The 15,456-nt window shown below is 44.9% G+C and carries 16 protein-coding genes; 11 read left to right on the plus strand and 5 right to left on the minus strand.

The window, feature by feature from the left end:
• The first annotated feature begins 62 nt into the window (after positions 1 to 62).
• Positions 63 to 578 carry a GNAT family N-acetyltransferase gene (locus AB4558_RS02975; protein ID WP_372072945.1) on the plus strand — a complete coding sequence of 172 codons (516 nt, stop codon included), beginning with the start codon at positions 63 to 65 and terminating at the stop codon, positions 576 to 578.
• Positions 579 to 580: 2 nt separating this feature from the next.
• Positions 581 to 976 (plus strand): nitrous oxide-stimulated promoter family protein, encoded by a 396-nt coding sequence (locus AB4558_RS02980; RefSeq protein ID WP_372072946.1) that lies wholly within the window; start codon positions 581 to 583, stop codon positions 974 to 976.
• Between the two features lie 102 nt (positions 977 to 1,078).
• Here the strand turns inward: AB4558_RS02980 and AB4558_RS02985 are convergent, their stop codons facing one another.
• Positions 1,079 to 2,476, minus strand: a complete 1,398-nt coding sequence (locus tag AB4558_RS02985) for an MATE family efflux transporter (protein ID WP_102394368.1) — start codon at positions 2,474 to 2,476, stop codon at positions 1,079 to 1,081.
• A 50-nt stretch (positions 2,477 to 2,526) separates the two neighbouring features.
• On the opposite strand from AB4558_RS02985, the gene AB4558_RS02990 reads away from it, so the two are divergent.
• Positions 2,527 to 3,420, plus strand: a complete 894-nt coding sequence (locus AB4558_RS02990; RefSeq protein WP_372072948.1) for a helix-turn-helix transcriptional regulator — start codon at positions 2,527 to 2,529, stop codon at positions 3,418 to 3,420.
• Between the two features lie 134 nt (positions 3,421 to 3,554).
• Here the strand turns inward: AB4558_RS02990 and AB4558_RS02995 are convergent, their stop codons facing one another.
• Positions 3,555 to 4,706 carry an MFS transporter gene (locus AB4558_RS02995; protein ID WP_029235229.1) on the minus strand — a complete coding sequence of 384 codons (1,152 nt, stop codon included), beginning with the start codon at positions 4,704 to 4,706 and terminating at the stop codon, positions 3,555 to 3,557.
• Here AB4558_RS02995 and AB4558_RS03000 point away from each other — a divergent pair.
• Positions 4,678 to 4,917, plus strand: coding sequence for a hypothetical protein (locus tag AB4558_RS03000; protein ID WP_017060129.1), 240 nt, complete (start codon positions 4,678 to 4,680; stop codon positions 4,915 to 4,917). The two genes, AB4558_RS02995 and AB4558_RS03000, sit on opposite strands and share 29 nt — an antisense overlap.
• A gap of 57 nt (positions 4,918 to 4,974) precedes the next feature.
• Here the strand turns inward: AB4558_RS03000 and AB4558_RS03005 are convergent, their stop codons facing one another.
• On the minus strand, positions 4,975 to 6,000 hold the full coding sequence (locus tag AB4558_RS03005; protein ID WP_372072950.1) for an AraC family transcriptional regulator: 1,026 nt from the start codon (positions 5,998 to 6,000) through the stop codon (positions 4,975 to 4,977).
• A gap of 369 nt (positions 6,001 to 6,369) precedes the next feature.
• Here AB4558_RS03005 and AB4558_RS03010 point away from each other — a divergent pair, with 369 nt between their 5' ends.
• Both AB4558_RS03010 and AB4558_RS03015 read left to right on the plus strand, forming a co-directional pair.
• Positions 6,370 to 7,974: a long-chain fatty acid--CoA ligase gene (locus AB4558_RS03010; RefSeq protein WP_017060127.1), complete on the plus strand. Its 1,605-nt coding sequence runs from the start codon at positions 6,370 to 6,372 to the stop codon at positions 7,972 to 7,974.
• A complete protein-coding gene (locus AB4558_RS03015; protein ID WP_372150632.1) occupies positions 7,967 to 9,646 on the plus strand; it encodes a GMC family oxidoreductase in 1,680 nt (559 codons plus the stop codon). The genes AB4558_RS03010 and AB4558_RS03015 overlap by 8 nt, the downstream gene beginning before the upstream one ends.
• A gap of 151 nt (positions 9,647 to 9,797) precedes the next feature.
• Here AB4558_RS03015 and trxC read toward each other — a convergent pair whose 3' ends face one another.
• Positions 9,798 to 10,232 (minus strand): thioredoxin TrxC, encoded by a 435-nt coding sequence (trxC, locus tag AB4558_RS03020; RefSeq protein ID WP_372074906.1) that lies wholly within the window; start codon positions 10,230 to 10,232, stop codon positions 9,798 to 9,800.
• 122 nt (positions 10,233 to 10,354) lie between these two features.
• Between trxC and AB4558_RS03025 the strand changes: the two genes are divergently transcribed.
• From AB4558_RS03025 to AB4558_RS03045, 5 genes are all read left to right on the plus strand, one after another.
• Positions 10,355 to 11,452, plus strand: a complete 1,098-nt coding sequence (locus AB4558_RS03025; protein WP_017060124.1) for a ketoacyl-ACP synthase III — start codon at positions 10,355 to 10,357, stop codon at positions 11,450 to 11,452.
• Positions 11,453 to 11,474: 22 nt separating this feature from the next.
• Positions 11,475 to 11,939 carry a GNAT family N-acetyltransferase gene (locus AB4558_RS03030; RefSeq protein WP_102320829.1) on the plus strand — a complete coding sequence of 155 codons (465 nt, stop codon included), beginning with the start codon at positions 11,475 to 11,477 and terminating at the stop codon, positions 11,937 to 11,939.
• A 109-nt stretch (positions 11,940 to 12,048) separates the two neighbouring features.
• Entirely contained in the window at positions 12,049 to 13,281 is a 1,233-nt protein-coding gene (locus AB4558_RS03035; RefSeq protein WP_372074905.1) for a glycosyltransferase, read from the plus strand.
• Between the two features lie 209 nt (positions 13,282 to 13,490).
• Complete coding sequence (locus tag AB4558_RS03040) at positions 13,491 to 13,952, plus strand: YeeE/YedE family protein (protein ID WP_010429747.1); 462 nt, start codon at positions 13,491 to 13,493, stop codon at positions 13,950 to 13,952.
• Positions 13,952 to 14,383, plus strand: coding sequence for a YeeE/YedE family protein (locus tag AB4558_RS03045; RefSeq protein WP_016787649.1), 432 nt, complete (start codon positions 13,952 to 13,954; stop codon positions 14,381 to 14,383). The genes AB4558_RS03040 and AB4558_RS03045 overlap by 1 nt, the downstream gene beginning before the upstream one ends.
• A gap of 163 nt (positions 14,384 to 14,546) precedes the next feature.
• Here the strand turns inward: AB4558_RS03045 and AB4558_RS03050 are convergent, their stop codons facing one another.
• Positions 14,547 to 15,422 carry an endonuclease/exonuclease/phosphatase family protein gene (locus AB4558_RS03050; protein WP_017064569.1) on the minus strand — a complete coding sequence of 292 codons (876 nt, stop codon included), beginning with the start codon at positions 15,420 to 15,422 and terminating at the stop codon, positions 14,547 to 14,549.
• Between the last annotated feature and the right edge of the window lie 34 nt (positions 15,423 to 15,456).

The raw sequence follows: 15,456 nt of genomic DNA on the forward strand, positions 1-15,456 counted from the left end.
GGATAATCATTTTAGCTCTAGAACTCAATATTTACATGGTATTCAGCAAGGAAAATATCACTATGCAGTCAGTCGAGACCGAACGTTTAAGATTAAGAATGATCACACCTCAAGATGCGGCGTTTATTCAACGACTATACAGCTCAGAAGATTTCCTGCGTTACATTGGTGATAAGGAAATCAACAACACTGAAAAGGCTGTCGAGTACATTGAAAACAACATTCTTAAGATGCATGAAGAGAAGGGTGTTTGCCTATTGATGGTCGAAATGAAGGACTCATTAACCTCAATTGGTATTTGCGGGTTAATTAAAAGAGATACCTTAGACTCGCATGATATTGGCTATGGCTTTGTTCCTGAGGTGTATGGACAAGGTTTTGCTCAAGAAGCGGCACAAGCGATAATTGAACAAGCTAAACAGAATGCTGATATCGATCATTTAGTTGCCATCACTACCTCTGATAACATTCGAAGCATCGCACTGCTGACTAAGTTAGGCTTTGTGTTTGAGCGAATCGAAGACGTATTAAGTGAAAGCGTTAATCTCAACCTGTACGGTTTATCTCTGGACAATTAATCATGTTTCAACATAACAACATTCTACAAGGCGAACTCGCAACGGAGTACAAAACCGTTATTGCGATGGTGCACATCTACTGTAACGATCACCACGGTGCAGTGTGTCAGAATGGCGCGTTATGTGAAGAGTGTGATCAACTATTACGTTATGCCGAAACACGACTTGACCGTTGCCCTTATGGTGAAGCCAAACCGACGTGCAATAAGTGTCCGATCCATTGCTATAAGCCCGATCCGAAAGAGCAGATGCGTTTAGTGATGCGCTATGCTGGGCCAAGAATGTTACTCAAGCATCCGATTTTAGCGATCAGACATTTGATACATGAAAAAAGAAAGGTGCCTGAGAAGCCGTTGCCGAATGTTTCGAACCGTCATATCCGAATGAATAAGAAGTAACTGGCGTCTAAAGTGGTTGCTGAAGAAACGAAAAAGGTCTGATTTCTCAGACCTTTTTGATGTAGATACGCTGCTATCTCAGCTTAAATGTAGCCAAATAGTTTATGCCGCTTGAGGCTCGTCGTAGGTCACTGTGAGGTTGTTGATCCAGCGTCGGCTTAGGTAACGATGAGAACAAATTGCCAGTTTCACCACTTCTTCCACCAACATCAAACCATAGATGTATTTGAAATCCCATCCAGCGACAAACGCGCCGTAAACACATACTGGAATGCCGACCATCCACATCGCGATGAAATCCATACGCAGGCAGAACGCATTATCGCCACCAGCACGAATGATACCGTTAATGATCACCATGTTCAGCATACGAATCACCACCGCAAAACACATAATGGTCATTGCAGGTGAAGCGAGCGGGTAGAGCGCATCTGTAGAAAGGTTCAGCCATGTTAGAACATGCTCTTTGCCCATAAACAGTAGCAATCCGACAACCGCACCAAAACCAACCACGGCTTTGATGAACGTCAGACCCATACTCATAGCGTCATCAAACTCATCACGACCGAGTGAGTGACCAAGCAACACGGAACACGCTACAGAAATACCAAAGAATATCGAGTAACACAGCGACTCAAAAGGCGCGAGCATAGAGAACACAGCAAGTTCCGTTGTGCCCATGTGACCGAAGATCATTTGGTATGCCATAGTACCCATTGCCCATAACACGGCATTCATCGTTAGTGGCAAAGCAATACGACGGTAAGACAACCATAATGACGGACGATGTGGTGAGCTAGGCGTAGTTAACAACCAGTGTTTACGCATGCGCATATAGCCATACATCAAACCCACTTGAATCAAGCGCGCTAAAGTGGTTGCCAATGCCGCACCTGCAACGCCCATCGCTGGAATACCGAAGGCACCTTTAATGAGTACGAAGTTAAGTGCGATGTTGAGGGCAATCGTGACCGCACCAAGCAATAGTGGTGTTACGGTGTCACCTGATGAGCGCATGCTTGCTTCTACCACGACCACAATGTGAGTCAGCAGAAGGACAGGGAATCCATACCACAGGTAAGTCGCGCCAAGTTCAATCACGGTTTGATCGCTGGTCTGCAACATCATTAAAAACTGAGAACCAAGAGTGATGATTGCAGTAACAGGCAGCAGAACTTTTAAGCCAAACACCATTGCGATAGATGATACCGTTCGCGCGCTTTTTCGGTCGTTCTTTCCCCAGTATTGAGCGACTAATGTTCCGTTTGCTGAGGCCAACCCTGCCATAATCATAATAGCAACGAAGTGCCATTTTGATGCAATTCCCACAGCCGCAGCTGCTTCCATACCATAATCACTGACCATTAATACGTCAGCAAGGGCAAGAATAGCGACAAGCGCACTTTGCAAAGCAACAGGCAAACCAAGTTTAACGATACGAGGTAAGATGCTCTCTGGCTTGTTATTCATAGATGAGTTAGGGTTGATGTTAGTTGTCATAAGTTCTCCGATTTATGGCAGAACTATAGTGATTTGAGCGAAGTAACAACATGTTTAAAAAACAACAAAACCTGTGCAAATCCGTCATTGATTCAATGAGACCAAAATCAACTTGGCATGATGATGTTTTTCTCGCTGAACAGTGCAAAGAACGTTTTTTGACCGTTGAAGATATTCCAGAGATGAAAAGCTTTGGTGTCTATATGGGCGGCATGGCGAAGCTATATGATGGCTACTGGGTTGAGCGCGAATCCGTTAATGTTCATACGTTGATTTTCACTATGGAAGGTGGCGGGATTCTAACAACCGCAGCATCGGTCAAAGCGATTACGCCTTATACACTCGTGGTGCTTCCTGCTGAAACCCCATTTCGTTTTGAACTCGATCCTCAATATAATTATTGGAAAATGGCGTGGATGTTGACGCCTGACACTAAGCAGTGGCAGCACATTGCAAGTTTAGGTCAGGGGGTTGTGCCTTTTGGAGAGTGTGAGCAGATCTGGTCATTAATGAACTTGGTTTACTTTGAGATAGGCGGCAGAGCCAGTTACCGTAAGTTACTCTTGAGTGAGATTATTCGAACGTTGACGGGGTTTGAGCCTAAGTCGACCAGCACCACTGCACGTGTTCAAGCGCTCTATAACGAAATTGAAAGTAGTCTGCATCAGCCATGGACAGTGGCAGGGATGGCTGAAAGAGTGTTCATCAGTGAAGAGCAACTCAATAGAGTCACCAAGACGCTATTCAACCTCTCACCACGCAGTAAATTGATTCAATTACGCATGGACAAAGCCACCAGTCTACTGAAATATCAAGATTGGTCAGTTTCTATGATTGCTAATCGCTTAGGCTACAAAGATCCTTATAACTTTTCGCATCGTTTCAAAAAGCATTTCGGTTTGTCACCCAGTCAATATCGAAAGAGCCATCGACTTCTTGGTTAGCCTTGCACGATGAAATGAGAAGTGTGGGAGAAGAAGGTTACATATAAGCATGAGTTGAAAAGGGCCCTTCGCTTAGACATAAAGTCTGAACTCGGAGCCCTAATGACACGCATCTAGTGTCTGTCTATTTAAGCTTACTCGCCTGCAATCTGTAGGTGAGAGCGCTTTAGGCTAGCAATCAACATGTAGATCGTTGTAGCAAGTAGAGACGCGAATAGGTAAGTGAACAATCCTGCTTGTGAATCCATAAAGCTGTCTGCAACGATTGGGCCCGCAACAGAACCGATGCTGTAGCAAAGTAGCATGATTTGAGTCACTGACACTAAGTAGCTTGGGTCAAGGTTACGGCAACCTAAGTTAATCGCGATTGGGTATAGCGCAAATGTGGCCATGCCTAATACGAACAAGCTCATGCCTAGTACGTAGAAATCGTGATTGATAGTCAGCACACCAATGCTTGCAACCCCTAGCAGGCAGAACAAAGCCATTAATAACACTTGTCCTACGTGGTGAGATAACCAAGTCACCATCGGCTGTACAGCCATACCACCCATGATAACCAAAGCCATCAAACCACCAATGTCTTCGTGTGCAATGTTACGTTGAGCAAGTTCAACTGGCATCAAGCCGTAAATCGCACCTAGCGTTAATCCGGAAACAATGCAGCCAATTAGCGCGCTGTGGCTTAATTTGCTGATCTGCTTTAAAGACAAAGATTGCGCATCGTGGATCTGTGGTGGAGTTGCTTGTCCGTACATCAGCACAATGATCGCACCAAACAGAAGGGTGAACATTGCGATGAAAGGTACGCCACCAGTAATACCTAGGTAACCGATACCAAGCTGACCAACTGCAGAACCGCCGTACAGTGAACACATGTAGATAGCGAGACGTTTTGCGCGTTGTGACTCGTCGCCGCTCATTAGCCAAGACTCTACAATCACGAAGATACCTGCAACCGCCACACCAGCCACAAAGCGAGCTAGTAGCCATACTGCTTGGTGTGGGATCAATGGCAATACAAGGATCGTTGCGATGAACACACTCAATGCGATGACGAACGCATCTTTGTGGCCAACACGCGCAATGGCACGTTCAATCAATAATGTACCAGCCAGTAGACCTGCATAGAATGCACTCGCCAACCAACTCGATAGATCTTTGTCTAAGCCATACTCAGACAGCATTAATGGTAATGAACTCATTAAGTAGCCTGAAGCGATCGCGTAAAAAGACAATGCAATAACAGGAACAGTTATGCGAGTTGTTGGTTGGATGTTGTCCAATGCAGGAGCCTCTGATAGTAAAAGAAACGATGAATTTTCCGCGACTATGGGGGAGAAACTGAATTGGGTAAAACAAATAAAAATGGTCGTTAAGATAAAAGAAATTTATCGACCAACTAAACTAAAATACGGTTGCGATATTTGGTGGTTTGGCGAGATTTTATGCGGGCAAAAAGTCGTTAAGCCGTTGTTCATTGGTGGTTTAATTTAGAAAAAGATTGCAGCGTGATTGTCTTTTTATGATTTGGATTGAGTGGGATTTTAAGTGTTAGACCGTTTCTTTACGGTATTGACGTGGCGAGTTACCACTCCACTTACGAAAGGCATGACGAAAGTTAGCGCTATCAGAAAAGCCAACTCGTTCAGATATCTCTTCAATACTCATTCGAGTTGAAGAAAGGTAGTGCCGGGAAAGGTGAAAGCGAACATGGTCCAGTATCTTCTGATAGCTCGTATCCGCTGCTTTCAGGTGACGACGCAGAGTTCGAGAAGACATGCCCAGTTCTGAAGAAATGGATTCTATAGAAGGGTAACATCCTGGCCTTTCAATCAGCATCTGAGAGACTTTCTCTTTGAGGCTACTGGGTGCACTGACTTTTGCCAACATGTCATCACACGATTTTAAGCACATCTGTAAAGTGATGGGGTTGGCGGTAGGAAGAGATGAATACAAGGTGGTTGCGTCGAACTCCCATTCAAGCCGGTCACTATTGAATTCAACCGGGCAGCGGAAAATCTCTGTGTATAGATCGTCGTATTCAGGTTTTGGATAGGGGAAGCGGATCACTTGAGAAGGAAAGGGCTGCTGTAAGACCTCTTCGCACAAACTGTGTATCGCTGCGAACCAGTATTCACAACAAAAGGGCAGTAAAGAATCGAGTTCGATAAGTTGCTCTGCGCGAAAGTAACCAATGTTGTCTTCTACAGACATGGTTTTTCTGAGGACAGGGCCAGCAAGTTGCAGATACTTAAACCCGATTAAAAAGGCATCGAGTAGTGTTTCGCTGCTAAACACCGCATAACCGAGCACGCCGAAATCGCTGAACCTCGCTTGTTGGCCAACTTTAAGCCCCAATCCGTCTTCGTTGGAATTCGCTAACGCATTACTGAACACAGCAAGCTTTTGCGCCAAAGTGATGTGTGTATCGGGTGTGTTGAGTTGGAGAGCATCGATGTTACTGCCTTCGAGCAACTCTTCGATACTGAGAACAGGCGACAGGTAACGATGCAGCAACTGAAGATCCAGAATGCCGAATGCTTGCATGTCGGGTTCGTAAACTGCGGTGTATTCCATAAGCTGCCTCTTGTTGAATATCGATATCTTAACCGAACTTTTAACATTTACGCCTGTTGCTTGTTCTCACTTTCGCAAGCTTGTTCCAAATTTTGGTTTATGTGTGCAAGGTTTTATTGGGCTAGCGCAGGCTGTGTCCGAATATCACCGGTTTTTGTCTTTTTGAAACCTGTTCGAAATGTTATCGAAATGTTGTAATTTATTGGGCTGCACATTGGAGCGTCTCAAACATTTTGCTCAATAACGACTCTTATCTACATGACACACCAATGTGCAGGCTCGTGATGACAAGAAAGAGACTTATTACAACGATTAGAACGTCTACGGTGACCGTCACAAACAGGTCTAAGCCGCACAAGGAGATCATGGATGCACAATCTTGCTGTTAATTTGGAGCGTAGCGCTTCGCTTTTTCCAACTAAAGCCGCTCTGCGTATGGGATCGGATGAAATCAGTTTTTCTCAGTTAGAACAACTTTCTGGAAACGTGGCTGCTAACTTGAAAAGACTTGGGTTGCAGAACGGAGATAAGGTAGCGTTGTCATGCCCGAACGTGACTTACTTTCCGATAGCCTATTACGGGATTCTAAAAGCGGGTTGTGTAGTCGTGCCTTTGAACGTGCTATTCAAGGCCAGAGAGATCGCTTATCACCTTAATGACTCTAACGCGAAGGCCTATTTATGTTTTGACGGCAGTGAAGAGCTTCCCATTGGTCGCTATGGTTTACAAGGTTTTGAGCAGGCAAACCACTGTGAACACTTTGTCGAGATGCCTATCCCAACAAACACAGACACTACTTTAGAAAGTAATGAGGAGCATGAATCAATCGCTGATTGGTTGGCACAACCTTTTACTCCTTTTGAGTCTGTGGCTTGTCATGGCGATGATACCGCTGTGATCCTTTATACCTCTGGCACGACGGGTCAACCAAAAGGGGCTGAGCTTTCCCACACCAACATGCAAACCAATGCGATGTCGTCACAGTATCTAATGAGATTGGAGTACAGCGACACCACAATGGCTACACTGCCTTTATTCCATAGCTTCGGTCAGACGGTGATGATGAACGCGAGTGTGCTAACAGGGTCCACCATGGTGTTGATTCCTCGTTTTGAACCGTCATTGGTTATTGAACAGATCATTAGCCATAAAGTCAGCGTATTTGCGGGTGTTCCTACTATGTATATCGCGCTATTAAAGGCGGGAGAAGAGTCTTCTGATAGTTTAGAAAACACAAGCAAACGCTCTGAACAGGTTAAACACAGCTTGAGGTTAGGTGTTTCTGGCGGTGCTTCTATGCCGCTTGAGGTTATACGACAGTTTGAATCTCGTTTTGAATTACCAGTCTTAGAAGGTTATGGGCTCTCGGAAACGGCGCCGGTTGCGACCTTTAATCATATTGATGGCGATCGTTTATCGGGTAGTGTCGGTCAGCCTTTATGTGGCCACCTCATCAAGATTACTGATATACAAGGCAACTCTGTCGCTATGGGTGAACTCGGCGAAGTCTGCATTAAAAGCCCAAGTGTGATGAAAGGCTATTATCAAAGGCCAGAGGCGACAGCTGAATCTATTCGTGATGGTTGGTTCTTAACGGGAGATATCGGTCGCGTCGATGAGCATGGCAATTTGTTCATTGTTGACCGTGTTAAAGACATGATTATTCGTGGTGGGTACAACGTTTATCCACGTGAAGTCGAAGAAGTGTTGATGTGTCACCCCGATGTCGAAATGGTCGCGGTGGTAGGCGAGCATCATGAACATTTAGGCGAGGAGATCCATGCGCATGTGGTTCTTCACGAACATACGCAATGTGATAGTGCCGCCTTGATAGCATGGTGTCGTGAGCAACTCGCCGACTACAAATACCCGCGTAAGGTATTCATTCGTAAAGCCTTACCCATGACAGCAACCGGAAAAATCTTGAAGCGTGAGTTACACCCACTAGAAATAGCGGAGATGGCAAATGGATAGTTATGATTTTATTATTGTTGGCGGTGGTTCAGCTGGGTGTGTGATGGCTTCTCGGCTGTCGGAAGATCCTGATGTGACGGTTTGCTTGTTAGAAGCGGGTGGTAAAGACACCAGCCCATTCATTCACACACCCGTTGGCGTGGTGGCGATGATGCCAACCAAACTCAATAATTGGGCATTCGAAACGGTTGAACAGCCGGGTTTGAACGGTCGTAAAGGCTATCAGCCTAGAGGTAAGACACTTGGCGGTTCTAGCTCTATCAATGCCATGATGTACGCTCGTGGACATCGCTATGACTACGATAGATGGGAAAGCTTGGGCAATGCTGGCTGGAACTATGAATCCTGTTTGCCTTACTTTAAGAAAGCAGAAAACAACGAAGTCCACCAAGATGAGTTCCATGGCCAAGGTGGTCCTCTTAATGTGGCCAATCTTAGATCGCCAAGCCCTATGTTGGAACGTTATTTAACGGCGTGTGAATCGATAGGTGTACCTCGCAATGAGGATATTAACGGCGCTGCTCAGTTTGGGGCGATGCCGACGCAGGTAACACAGCTGAATGGTGAACGATGCAGTGCTGCCAAGGCTTACTTAACGCCAAACCTTTCACGATCGAATCTCACGGTCGTGACTAAAGCCACCACACATAAGGTTTTGTTTGAAGGCAAGAAGGCGATTGGTGTTGAATATGGTTCTAGCGGAAAGCGTTATCAGATACGATGCAACAAAGAAGTGATTCTTTCCGCTGGCGCGTTTGGTTCTCCCCAATTGCTGTTACTGTCTGGTGTCGGTGCTCAAACTGAACTAGAGACACATGGAATCGAACAGGTTCATGAGTTGCCTGGAGTAGGCAAGAACCTCCAAGACCATATCGACTTAGTGCATTCGTACAAATGCAGCGAAAAGCGCGAAACCTTCGGCATTTCATTGCAAATGGCCTCTGAAATGACCAAAGCTCTTCCGCTATGGCACAAAGAACGACGCGGGAAAATGAGTAGCAACTTTGCTGAAGGGATTGGTTTTCTTTGTTCCGAAGATCATATTGCCGTGCCGGATTTAGAGTTTGTATTTGTGGTCGCTGTTGTTGATGACCATGCAAGAAAAATCCATACCAGTCATGGCTTTACCTCTCATGTCACCTTATTGCGACCGAAGAGCTACGGCACCGTAACGCTCAATAGTAATGATCCCTATGATCCGCCTAAGATCGATCCTGCGTTTTTCAGTCATCCTGAAGACATGGAGATCATGATTAAGGGCTGGAAGAAGCAGTATCAAATGTTAGAGAGTTCCGCGTTTGATGATATCCGAGGCAATGCTTTCTACCCTGTGGACGCCAGTGATGACAAGGCTATCGAGCAAGATATTCGCAATCGTGCAGACACTCAGTATCACCCGATCGGGACCTGTAAAATGGGACCTAGTAGCGATTCTTTAGCTGTGGTAGATAAAGATCTCAAAGTTTATGGATTGGATAATTTGAGAGTCATTGATGCTTCTGTGATGCCGACACTGATTGGGGCAAACACCAATGCACCAACCATTATGATTGCTGAGAAAGTCGCAGATCAAATCAAACAGCAATACGGGTTTGGCAAGCAAGAATCTAGTATTCAAGCGAAAGGCGAAGCTGTGGTTTTATTCAAGAAGTTAAGTGATAACCATAAATAAAACAGTAGGTTAGATAGTCTTGATTTGGTAAGACTCTCTAACCTATTTTTGTGTGCTTACTTAGAACAAAGCAAAAGCTAAATCAATCGCTTAAACAATCGCTTAAACAATCGCTTAACCAATAGCTTAACCAATAGCTTAAATAATAGTGTTACTTGGTTAGAGCTTGATTAAGCCATTGATCAAATTGGTCTTTTGGTAACGCACCGTTAATCGTATCAACACGTTGACCGTTCTTGAACACCATCACCGTTGGGATGCTTCTGATTTGATACATAGCCGCCAGTTGCTGTTGAGCTTCGGTATCAATTTTAACAAATCGAACATCGCCAGCGCGCTCTTTAGCGACATCGCTAAATACAGGTGCGAAACCTACACATGGGTTGCACCATGTCGCCCAAAAATCGACAACGACAGGCTGTGAACTGTTCAAAATTGATTGGAAATTCAGTGACGTACCTTCGATTGGTGCACCGTCTAGAAGTGCGTTTTTGCACTTACCACAAGTAGGGCTTTCTGAAATTCTTTCTGAAGGAACTCGGTTTACGCCACCGCAAGAAGGGCAACGTGTGTTGAATGTAGACATAACTTTCTCTTTTTATTGCGTCTCCGTGCCTAACGCGATTTACGAATCATGTACGGAACGCTTATACTGTTTAAAACAAGAATAAGATACTCAAATAAAAACAAACAATAAACAGGTAAATGATGACAAAATTTTACGCTGAAATTACGGGCTGGGGAAAGTGTCTGCCACCAGCCGTGCTATCCAATGATGATTTAAGCACTTTCATTGATACGTCTGACGAGTGGATTCGTACTCGAACTGGTATCGAAAATCGTCGTATCAGTCATGTAAATACCTCTGAGCTAGCGACCGTTGCTGCTCAACATGCAATGGCGTGTGCTGGTTTAACAGCCGAAGATATCGATCTTGTGATCGTAGCGACGTGCAGTCCAGACTCTCTTATTCCAAATACCGCGTCTAAAGTTCAACAGAACTTAGGCATCAAGAGCGCAGCAGCTTTTGACCTTAATGCAGCGTGTACAGGCTTTATCTACGGTGTTGAAACAGCAACTCGATTGATTCAAGCGGGCAACTACCGCAATGCGATCGTTGTGGGTGCAGAGCGTCTTTCATTCTTCATCGACTGGACCAAGCGTGATACTGCGGTTCTATTCGGTGATGGCGCTGGCGCTGTGGTTTTATCGCGTACTGAAGAACAAGTGGGTTTACAAGAAGCTCAAATCGGTTGTGACGCAGAGGGCCGTGACATTCTAGCAGTACCAAAATTCGGTACGTCTATGGACCGCTTTGCTGCTGATAACGGTTACTGGGATTTTGATTTCGTTGGTAAAGAGATCTTCAAGCGTGCAGTGAAAGGAATGGGCGCTGCAGCACATACAGTATTGAGTCGCACTGGCATCTCAACTGAAAACATCGATGTTGTGATTCCGCACCAAGCGAACATCCGAATTATTCAAACTCTGTGTGATATGGCGGGCATTGAACGTGAGAAAGCGTTTGTGAACATTCAAAACTATGGCAACACGTCGGCTGCGACTGTGCCAATTGCATTGTGTGAATCGTTAGAGCAAGGCTTTGTTAAACCGAACTCAAACATCCTTGTGGCGGCATTCGGTGCCGGTTTAACTTGGGGGGCAGGCCATATTAAGTGGGGTAGCCGTGTTGATCCGTTAGGTCAATCGGACGCTAAGCTTCCAGAAGCAGATAGCTCGGCATTAGAACTTCTAGAGAGAGCCATTTTACACTGTAAAACGCGTCCTAATTCTGAGAATGAGTAGCAGCATGGCGCAAGTTCGTTTTATGACAGAAGCCGACCTCGATGGAGCGGCTTTAGTTCACCAAGCTACTTTTGTTCGACAGCAAAACTCAAAAAATTGGTTACAATGTAACTTAAATGCTGCGCCACGCTTTCTTAACTTTGTTGCTGAAAGCGATGGCGAGATTGTCGGCTACATTATTTGGGTTCAAAAGAGTGGGTTTAGGCCTGAAGCTGTTTTGGAGCTAGAACAACTTGCTGTGTTACCGAGTGCTCAGGGGCAAGGATTGGGCAAAAAGCTGATTCTAGACTCTTTGCCTCAAGTGAAGCAGAAGCTATCAGAGCAGGGCTCGACACTAAAACATGTATTAGTGACCACCAGAGCAGATAACTTTGCACAAAAGCTCTATCAGTCGACATTGGGCGCAGAAGTCGAAACCACGATTTCAAACCTTCACTCAGCCGATGAAGTGCTTATGATAGCTCGCAATGTAGGTGAGCGAATCTGATCGCTGAGTGATTAGAACTCATTATAATCAGCAATATAAGTCGACCACGATCGATAAACGTTTTATTAGGGGCTAAGTTAGTCCCTTTTGTTATTTCTTAGGAAGTGTTTTGAAGAAAGTTTTAGCAATTGGCTACGTTTGGCCAGAACCGAATTCATCGGCGGCTGGCAGCCATATGATGTCACTTTTACGACTGTTCAAGAGACAAGGTTGGCCCGTTGAGTTCGCAACGCCAGCTCAAGAAACCGAGCATATGATTGATCTTTCTGAAGAGGGCATTACAAGCCAATCTATTCAGTTAAATTGCGATAGCTTTGACGATTACATTGAAGAGCTGCAGCCCGATGTTGTGATGTTTGACCGTTTTATGATGGAAGAGCAATTCGGCTGGCGCGTCGAGAAGGTATGTCCCAATGCCTTTAAGCTACTGGATACTGAAGATTTACAATTCCTACGCAATGCTCGACATGAAGCTGTTAAGAAAGAGACAGAGTTAACGAAAGAGCACCTGTACAGTGACTTGGCGAAACGTGAAATCGCTGCAATCCTGCGCTGTGATCTTTCGTTGATCATCTCAAGTTACGAGATGGAATTGCTCCAATCTGAGTTCAATATCGATCCAAAACTATTACATCACCTGCCGTTCATGGTTGATCTCAACACGTTGCCTGAAAGTACGAAAAGCTTTGAAGAACGTAAGCATTTCATGACGATAGGTAATTTTAGACATGCGCCTAACTGGGATGCAGTGCTTCAGTTACAGAAGATTTGGCCGAAGATTCGTAAGCAGTTGCCTGATAGTGAACTTCATATTTACGGATCTTATCCGCCGCCGAAAGCAACCGCTTTGCATAATCCAAAAACCGGTTTCCATATCAAAGGTTGGGCTAAAGATGCTCAAGAAGTGATGGAAGATGCACGTGTTTGTGTTGCGCCATTACGTTTTGGCGCTGGCATTAAAGGCAAGTTACTTGATGCGATGAAGCTGCAAACTCCGAATGTAACCAGCGAGATCGGCAGTGAAGGCATGCTACCGCAAGGTGAACTGCAATGGCCGGGTGCAGTGTCAGATGATATTGATGAGTTTGTTGAACAAGCTGTCGCTCTTTATAAAGATGAAAAGAAATGGCTTAAAGCTCAAAGCCAATGTCATTCAATTCTTGAAGCGCACTATGAACAGAATCAACTGGGCGACAAATTGATCGAGCGACTGACTGCGCTAGGTTCTGAGCTTGATGCGCATCGACTGAATAATTTCTTTGGTTCAATGCTTAAGCACCACAGCATGGCGAGCACGAAGTATATGTCCCAGTGGATAGCTGAAAAGAACAAGACTAAGTAGCTTACATAATACAACCAATACAACCGAATTAAATCATAAGCCCTTAGGTTAACGCCTAGGGGCTTTTTTCATGCAGGGCGCTTGTTAATTCCAGACTTACAAAACGACACATACTCGCAGTACATTAGCATTGACTAATTTATATTTATTAGTAAACTCTAATTTATAGGTTGTTATGAGTTTATGATGTTTGTGGATAGGAGAGGTTTGTGCTTAGTTTGATTCCTTGGGATGCTTTTTTCGGCGGCATGTTGTTAGGCGTGTCGGCCATTGTTTTAATGTTGGGGATTGGTCGAGTTGCTGGCATTAGTGGCATTGTCAGCCGATTATTGCCAACTGGCACCAGCAACAAAGAACGTAAAGATGCGGATACAGCAAACACCGAAAAACACTGGCGTATCGCCTTTGTTGTGGGAATGGTCGCAAGTGGTTGGCTATTAATTCCGACGGGCTACCAACTTCCGCAGTTAGAAGAGATGAATCTCGCTTTAGTGATTATTGCTGGCCTTCTGGTGGGCTTTGGTACTAAAACAGCGAACGGTTGTACTAGCGGGCATGGCATTGTCGGAATGGCGCGTTTATCTAAACGTTCTATTGTTGCGACCTGTGTATTTATGGGTGTGGCAATCGTAACCGTGTTTATCAAGAATCTGACTGGCTTGGGGGCATAATGAAAAACGCTTCATTTACTATCGTTATCGGTTTGGTGGCAGGTATTCTTTTTGGCTCTGGCATGATCATCTCAGGGATGGTTGATCCTGAGAAGGTACTCGGCTTCTTAGACATTACCGGTAACTGGGACATTAGTTTGGCATTCGTCATGGGTGGCGCGCTATTGGTCTTTGCACCGTTTTATCATCTGGTCATTAAAAAGCGCGCTAAAGCCATCAATGGCGAGCCGTTAGATAGCCGTAACAATCCGTTGATAGACAGAAAGCTGATTCTTGGATCTACAGCGTTTGGCTTAGGCTGGGGGATTGCTGGCTTTTGCCCAGGCCCTGCGGTAACCAGCCTAAGTGGCGGCAACCCGACGGTGTGGGTGTTTATGATAAGCATGCTGGTGGGAATGTGGCTGGCGGATCGTATGAACAAAACGTGTTAGTAGCAAGCTTATAGCTGATTACATTGGCTTTGACGTTATCCGTTCTGAACTGACCAAGCATAGAGGTTGACTCGCTTTCAGCACGAAAGTCAGTCAGCCTCTTTCTATATTTACTGTTTCTATTATTTTCAGTTATCTACAATCTGCTGTTATCTAAAATCTACTATTTAATAGTCGTTGAAACTGGACAGTGGTCGCTGAGTTTGTAGTCCAGAACATCTTGTGTTTCAAATACCTTCTGCTTTGCAGGAGAAGCATTTAGCGACTCACTCACCACAATATGATCAATAACAGAGCGGAACTGATGTGTGCGATAATTGTTGCGGTTAGAGCGTACCTTACAATCTGCACGGGTCTTTCGTGTCGCTAACTGCGCATCAGTATATTGTGATAACTCTTTCCACATCCAATCTCGTGAGTAAGCGAGGTTATGGTTAAAGTCGCCAAGAATGGCGTAGTCTTCGTTATTGCGCTCTCTTTGCTTTATCCACTTGTTCAGTTGCTGAGCTTGCTCTTTTAAACGAGAGCAATCGCGGTTGGACTTATACGCTCCGCTACAACCTGCCTTTAAATGCACAGACAACATGTGAATGGGTTTAAAGTTTGTTTCTACAACGATATAGCTGGCAAACCTAAGTTTACTGTTGGATGTGGTTTCAAGCGGAAAGTCAGCGTAGTCGGTGAGGGCTACTCCTTTACGAACTGCAAATCCCGTGTATTGGTTCACTTCTTTAAATTGGCGGTTGCTGTTCTTAGATAGCGCCCGGTCAGACATCAATATCTTGTATTGATCACCAGCCACACGCTGAATGGCATTTACGTTATCGACTTCTTGAAACGCAACCACGTCTGCGTCTAAGGATTGAAAATAAGTTGCGAGTTTGTCGAAATCAGCTTGATCACGTTTGTCAGAAAACTTATTCACAGCCTCGTTGGTTGATAACCATTCGATATTCCAACTGGATATGGTCAAAGGTTCAGCAAATGTCTGGCTACTGAGTAAGCAGCCTAACATTATCCAGTTTTGAAGTCGTTTCATGCCAAATATCCCTAATTTTGTCTGCCAATATTGA

This window comes from Vibrio sp. 10N.222.51.C5, assembly GCF_041474575.1.
GTDB classification, from domain to species: Bacteria; Pseudomonadota; Gammaproteobacteria; order Enterobacterales; family Vibrionaceae; genus Vibrio; species Vibrio crassostreae_C.

Coding starts and splice junctions, on each gene's coding strand:
- AB4558_RS02975 (WP_372072945.1), top strand. CDS start 63: ATGCAGTCAGTCGAGACCGAACGTTTAAGATTAAGAATGATCACACCT.
- AB4558_RS02980 (WP_372072946.1), top strand. CDS start 581: ATGTTTCAACATAACAACATTCTACAAGGCGAACTCGCAACGGAGTAC.
- AB4558_RS02985 (WP_102394368.1), bottom strand. CDS start 2,476: ATGACAACTAACATCAACCCTAACTCATCTATGAATAACAAGCCAGAG.
- AB4558_RS02990 (WP_372072948.1), top strand. CDS start 2,527: ATGTTTAAAAAACAACAAAACCTGTGCAAATCCGTCATTGATTCAATG.
- AB4558_RS03000 (WP_017060129.1), top strand. CDS start 4,678: ATGCGAGTTGTTGGTTGGATGTTGTCCAATGCAGGAGCCTCTGATAGT.
- AB4558_RS03005 (WP_372072950.1), bottom strand. CDS start 6,000: ATGGAATACACCGCAGTTTACGAACCCGACATGCAAGCATTCGGCATT.
- AB4558_RS03010 (WP_017060127.1), top strand. CDS start 6,370: ATGCACAATCTTGCTGTTAATTTGGAGCGTAGCGCTTCGCTTTTTCCA.
- AB4558_RS03015 (WP_372150632.1), top strand. CDS start 7,967: ATGGATAGTTATGATTTTATTATTGTTGGCGGTGGTTCAGCTGGGTGT.
- trxC (WP_372074906.1), bottom strand. CDS start 10,232: ATGTCTACATTCAACACACGTTGCCCTTCTTGCGGTGGCGTAAACCGA.
- AB4558_RS03025 (WP_017060124.1), top strand. CDS start 10,355: ATGACAAAATTTTACGCTGAAATTACGGGCTGGGGAAAGTGTCTGCCA.
- AB4558_RS03030 (WP_102320829.1), top strand. CDS start 11,475: ATGACAGAAGCCGACCTCGATGGAGCGGCTTTAGTTCACCAAGCTACT.
- AB4558_RS03045 (WP_016787649.1), top strand. CDS start 13,952: ATGAAAAACGCTTCATTTACTATCGTTATCGGTTTGGTGGCAGGTATT.
- AB4558_RS03050 (WP_017064569.1), bottom strand. CDS start 15,422: ATGAAACGACTTCAAAACTGGATAATGTTAGGCTGCTTACTCAGTAGC.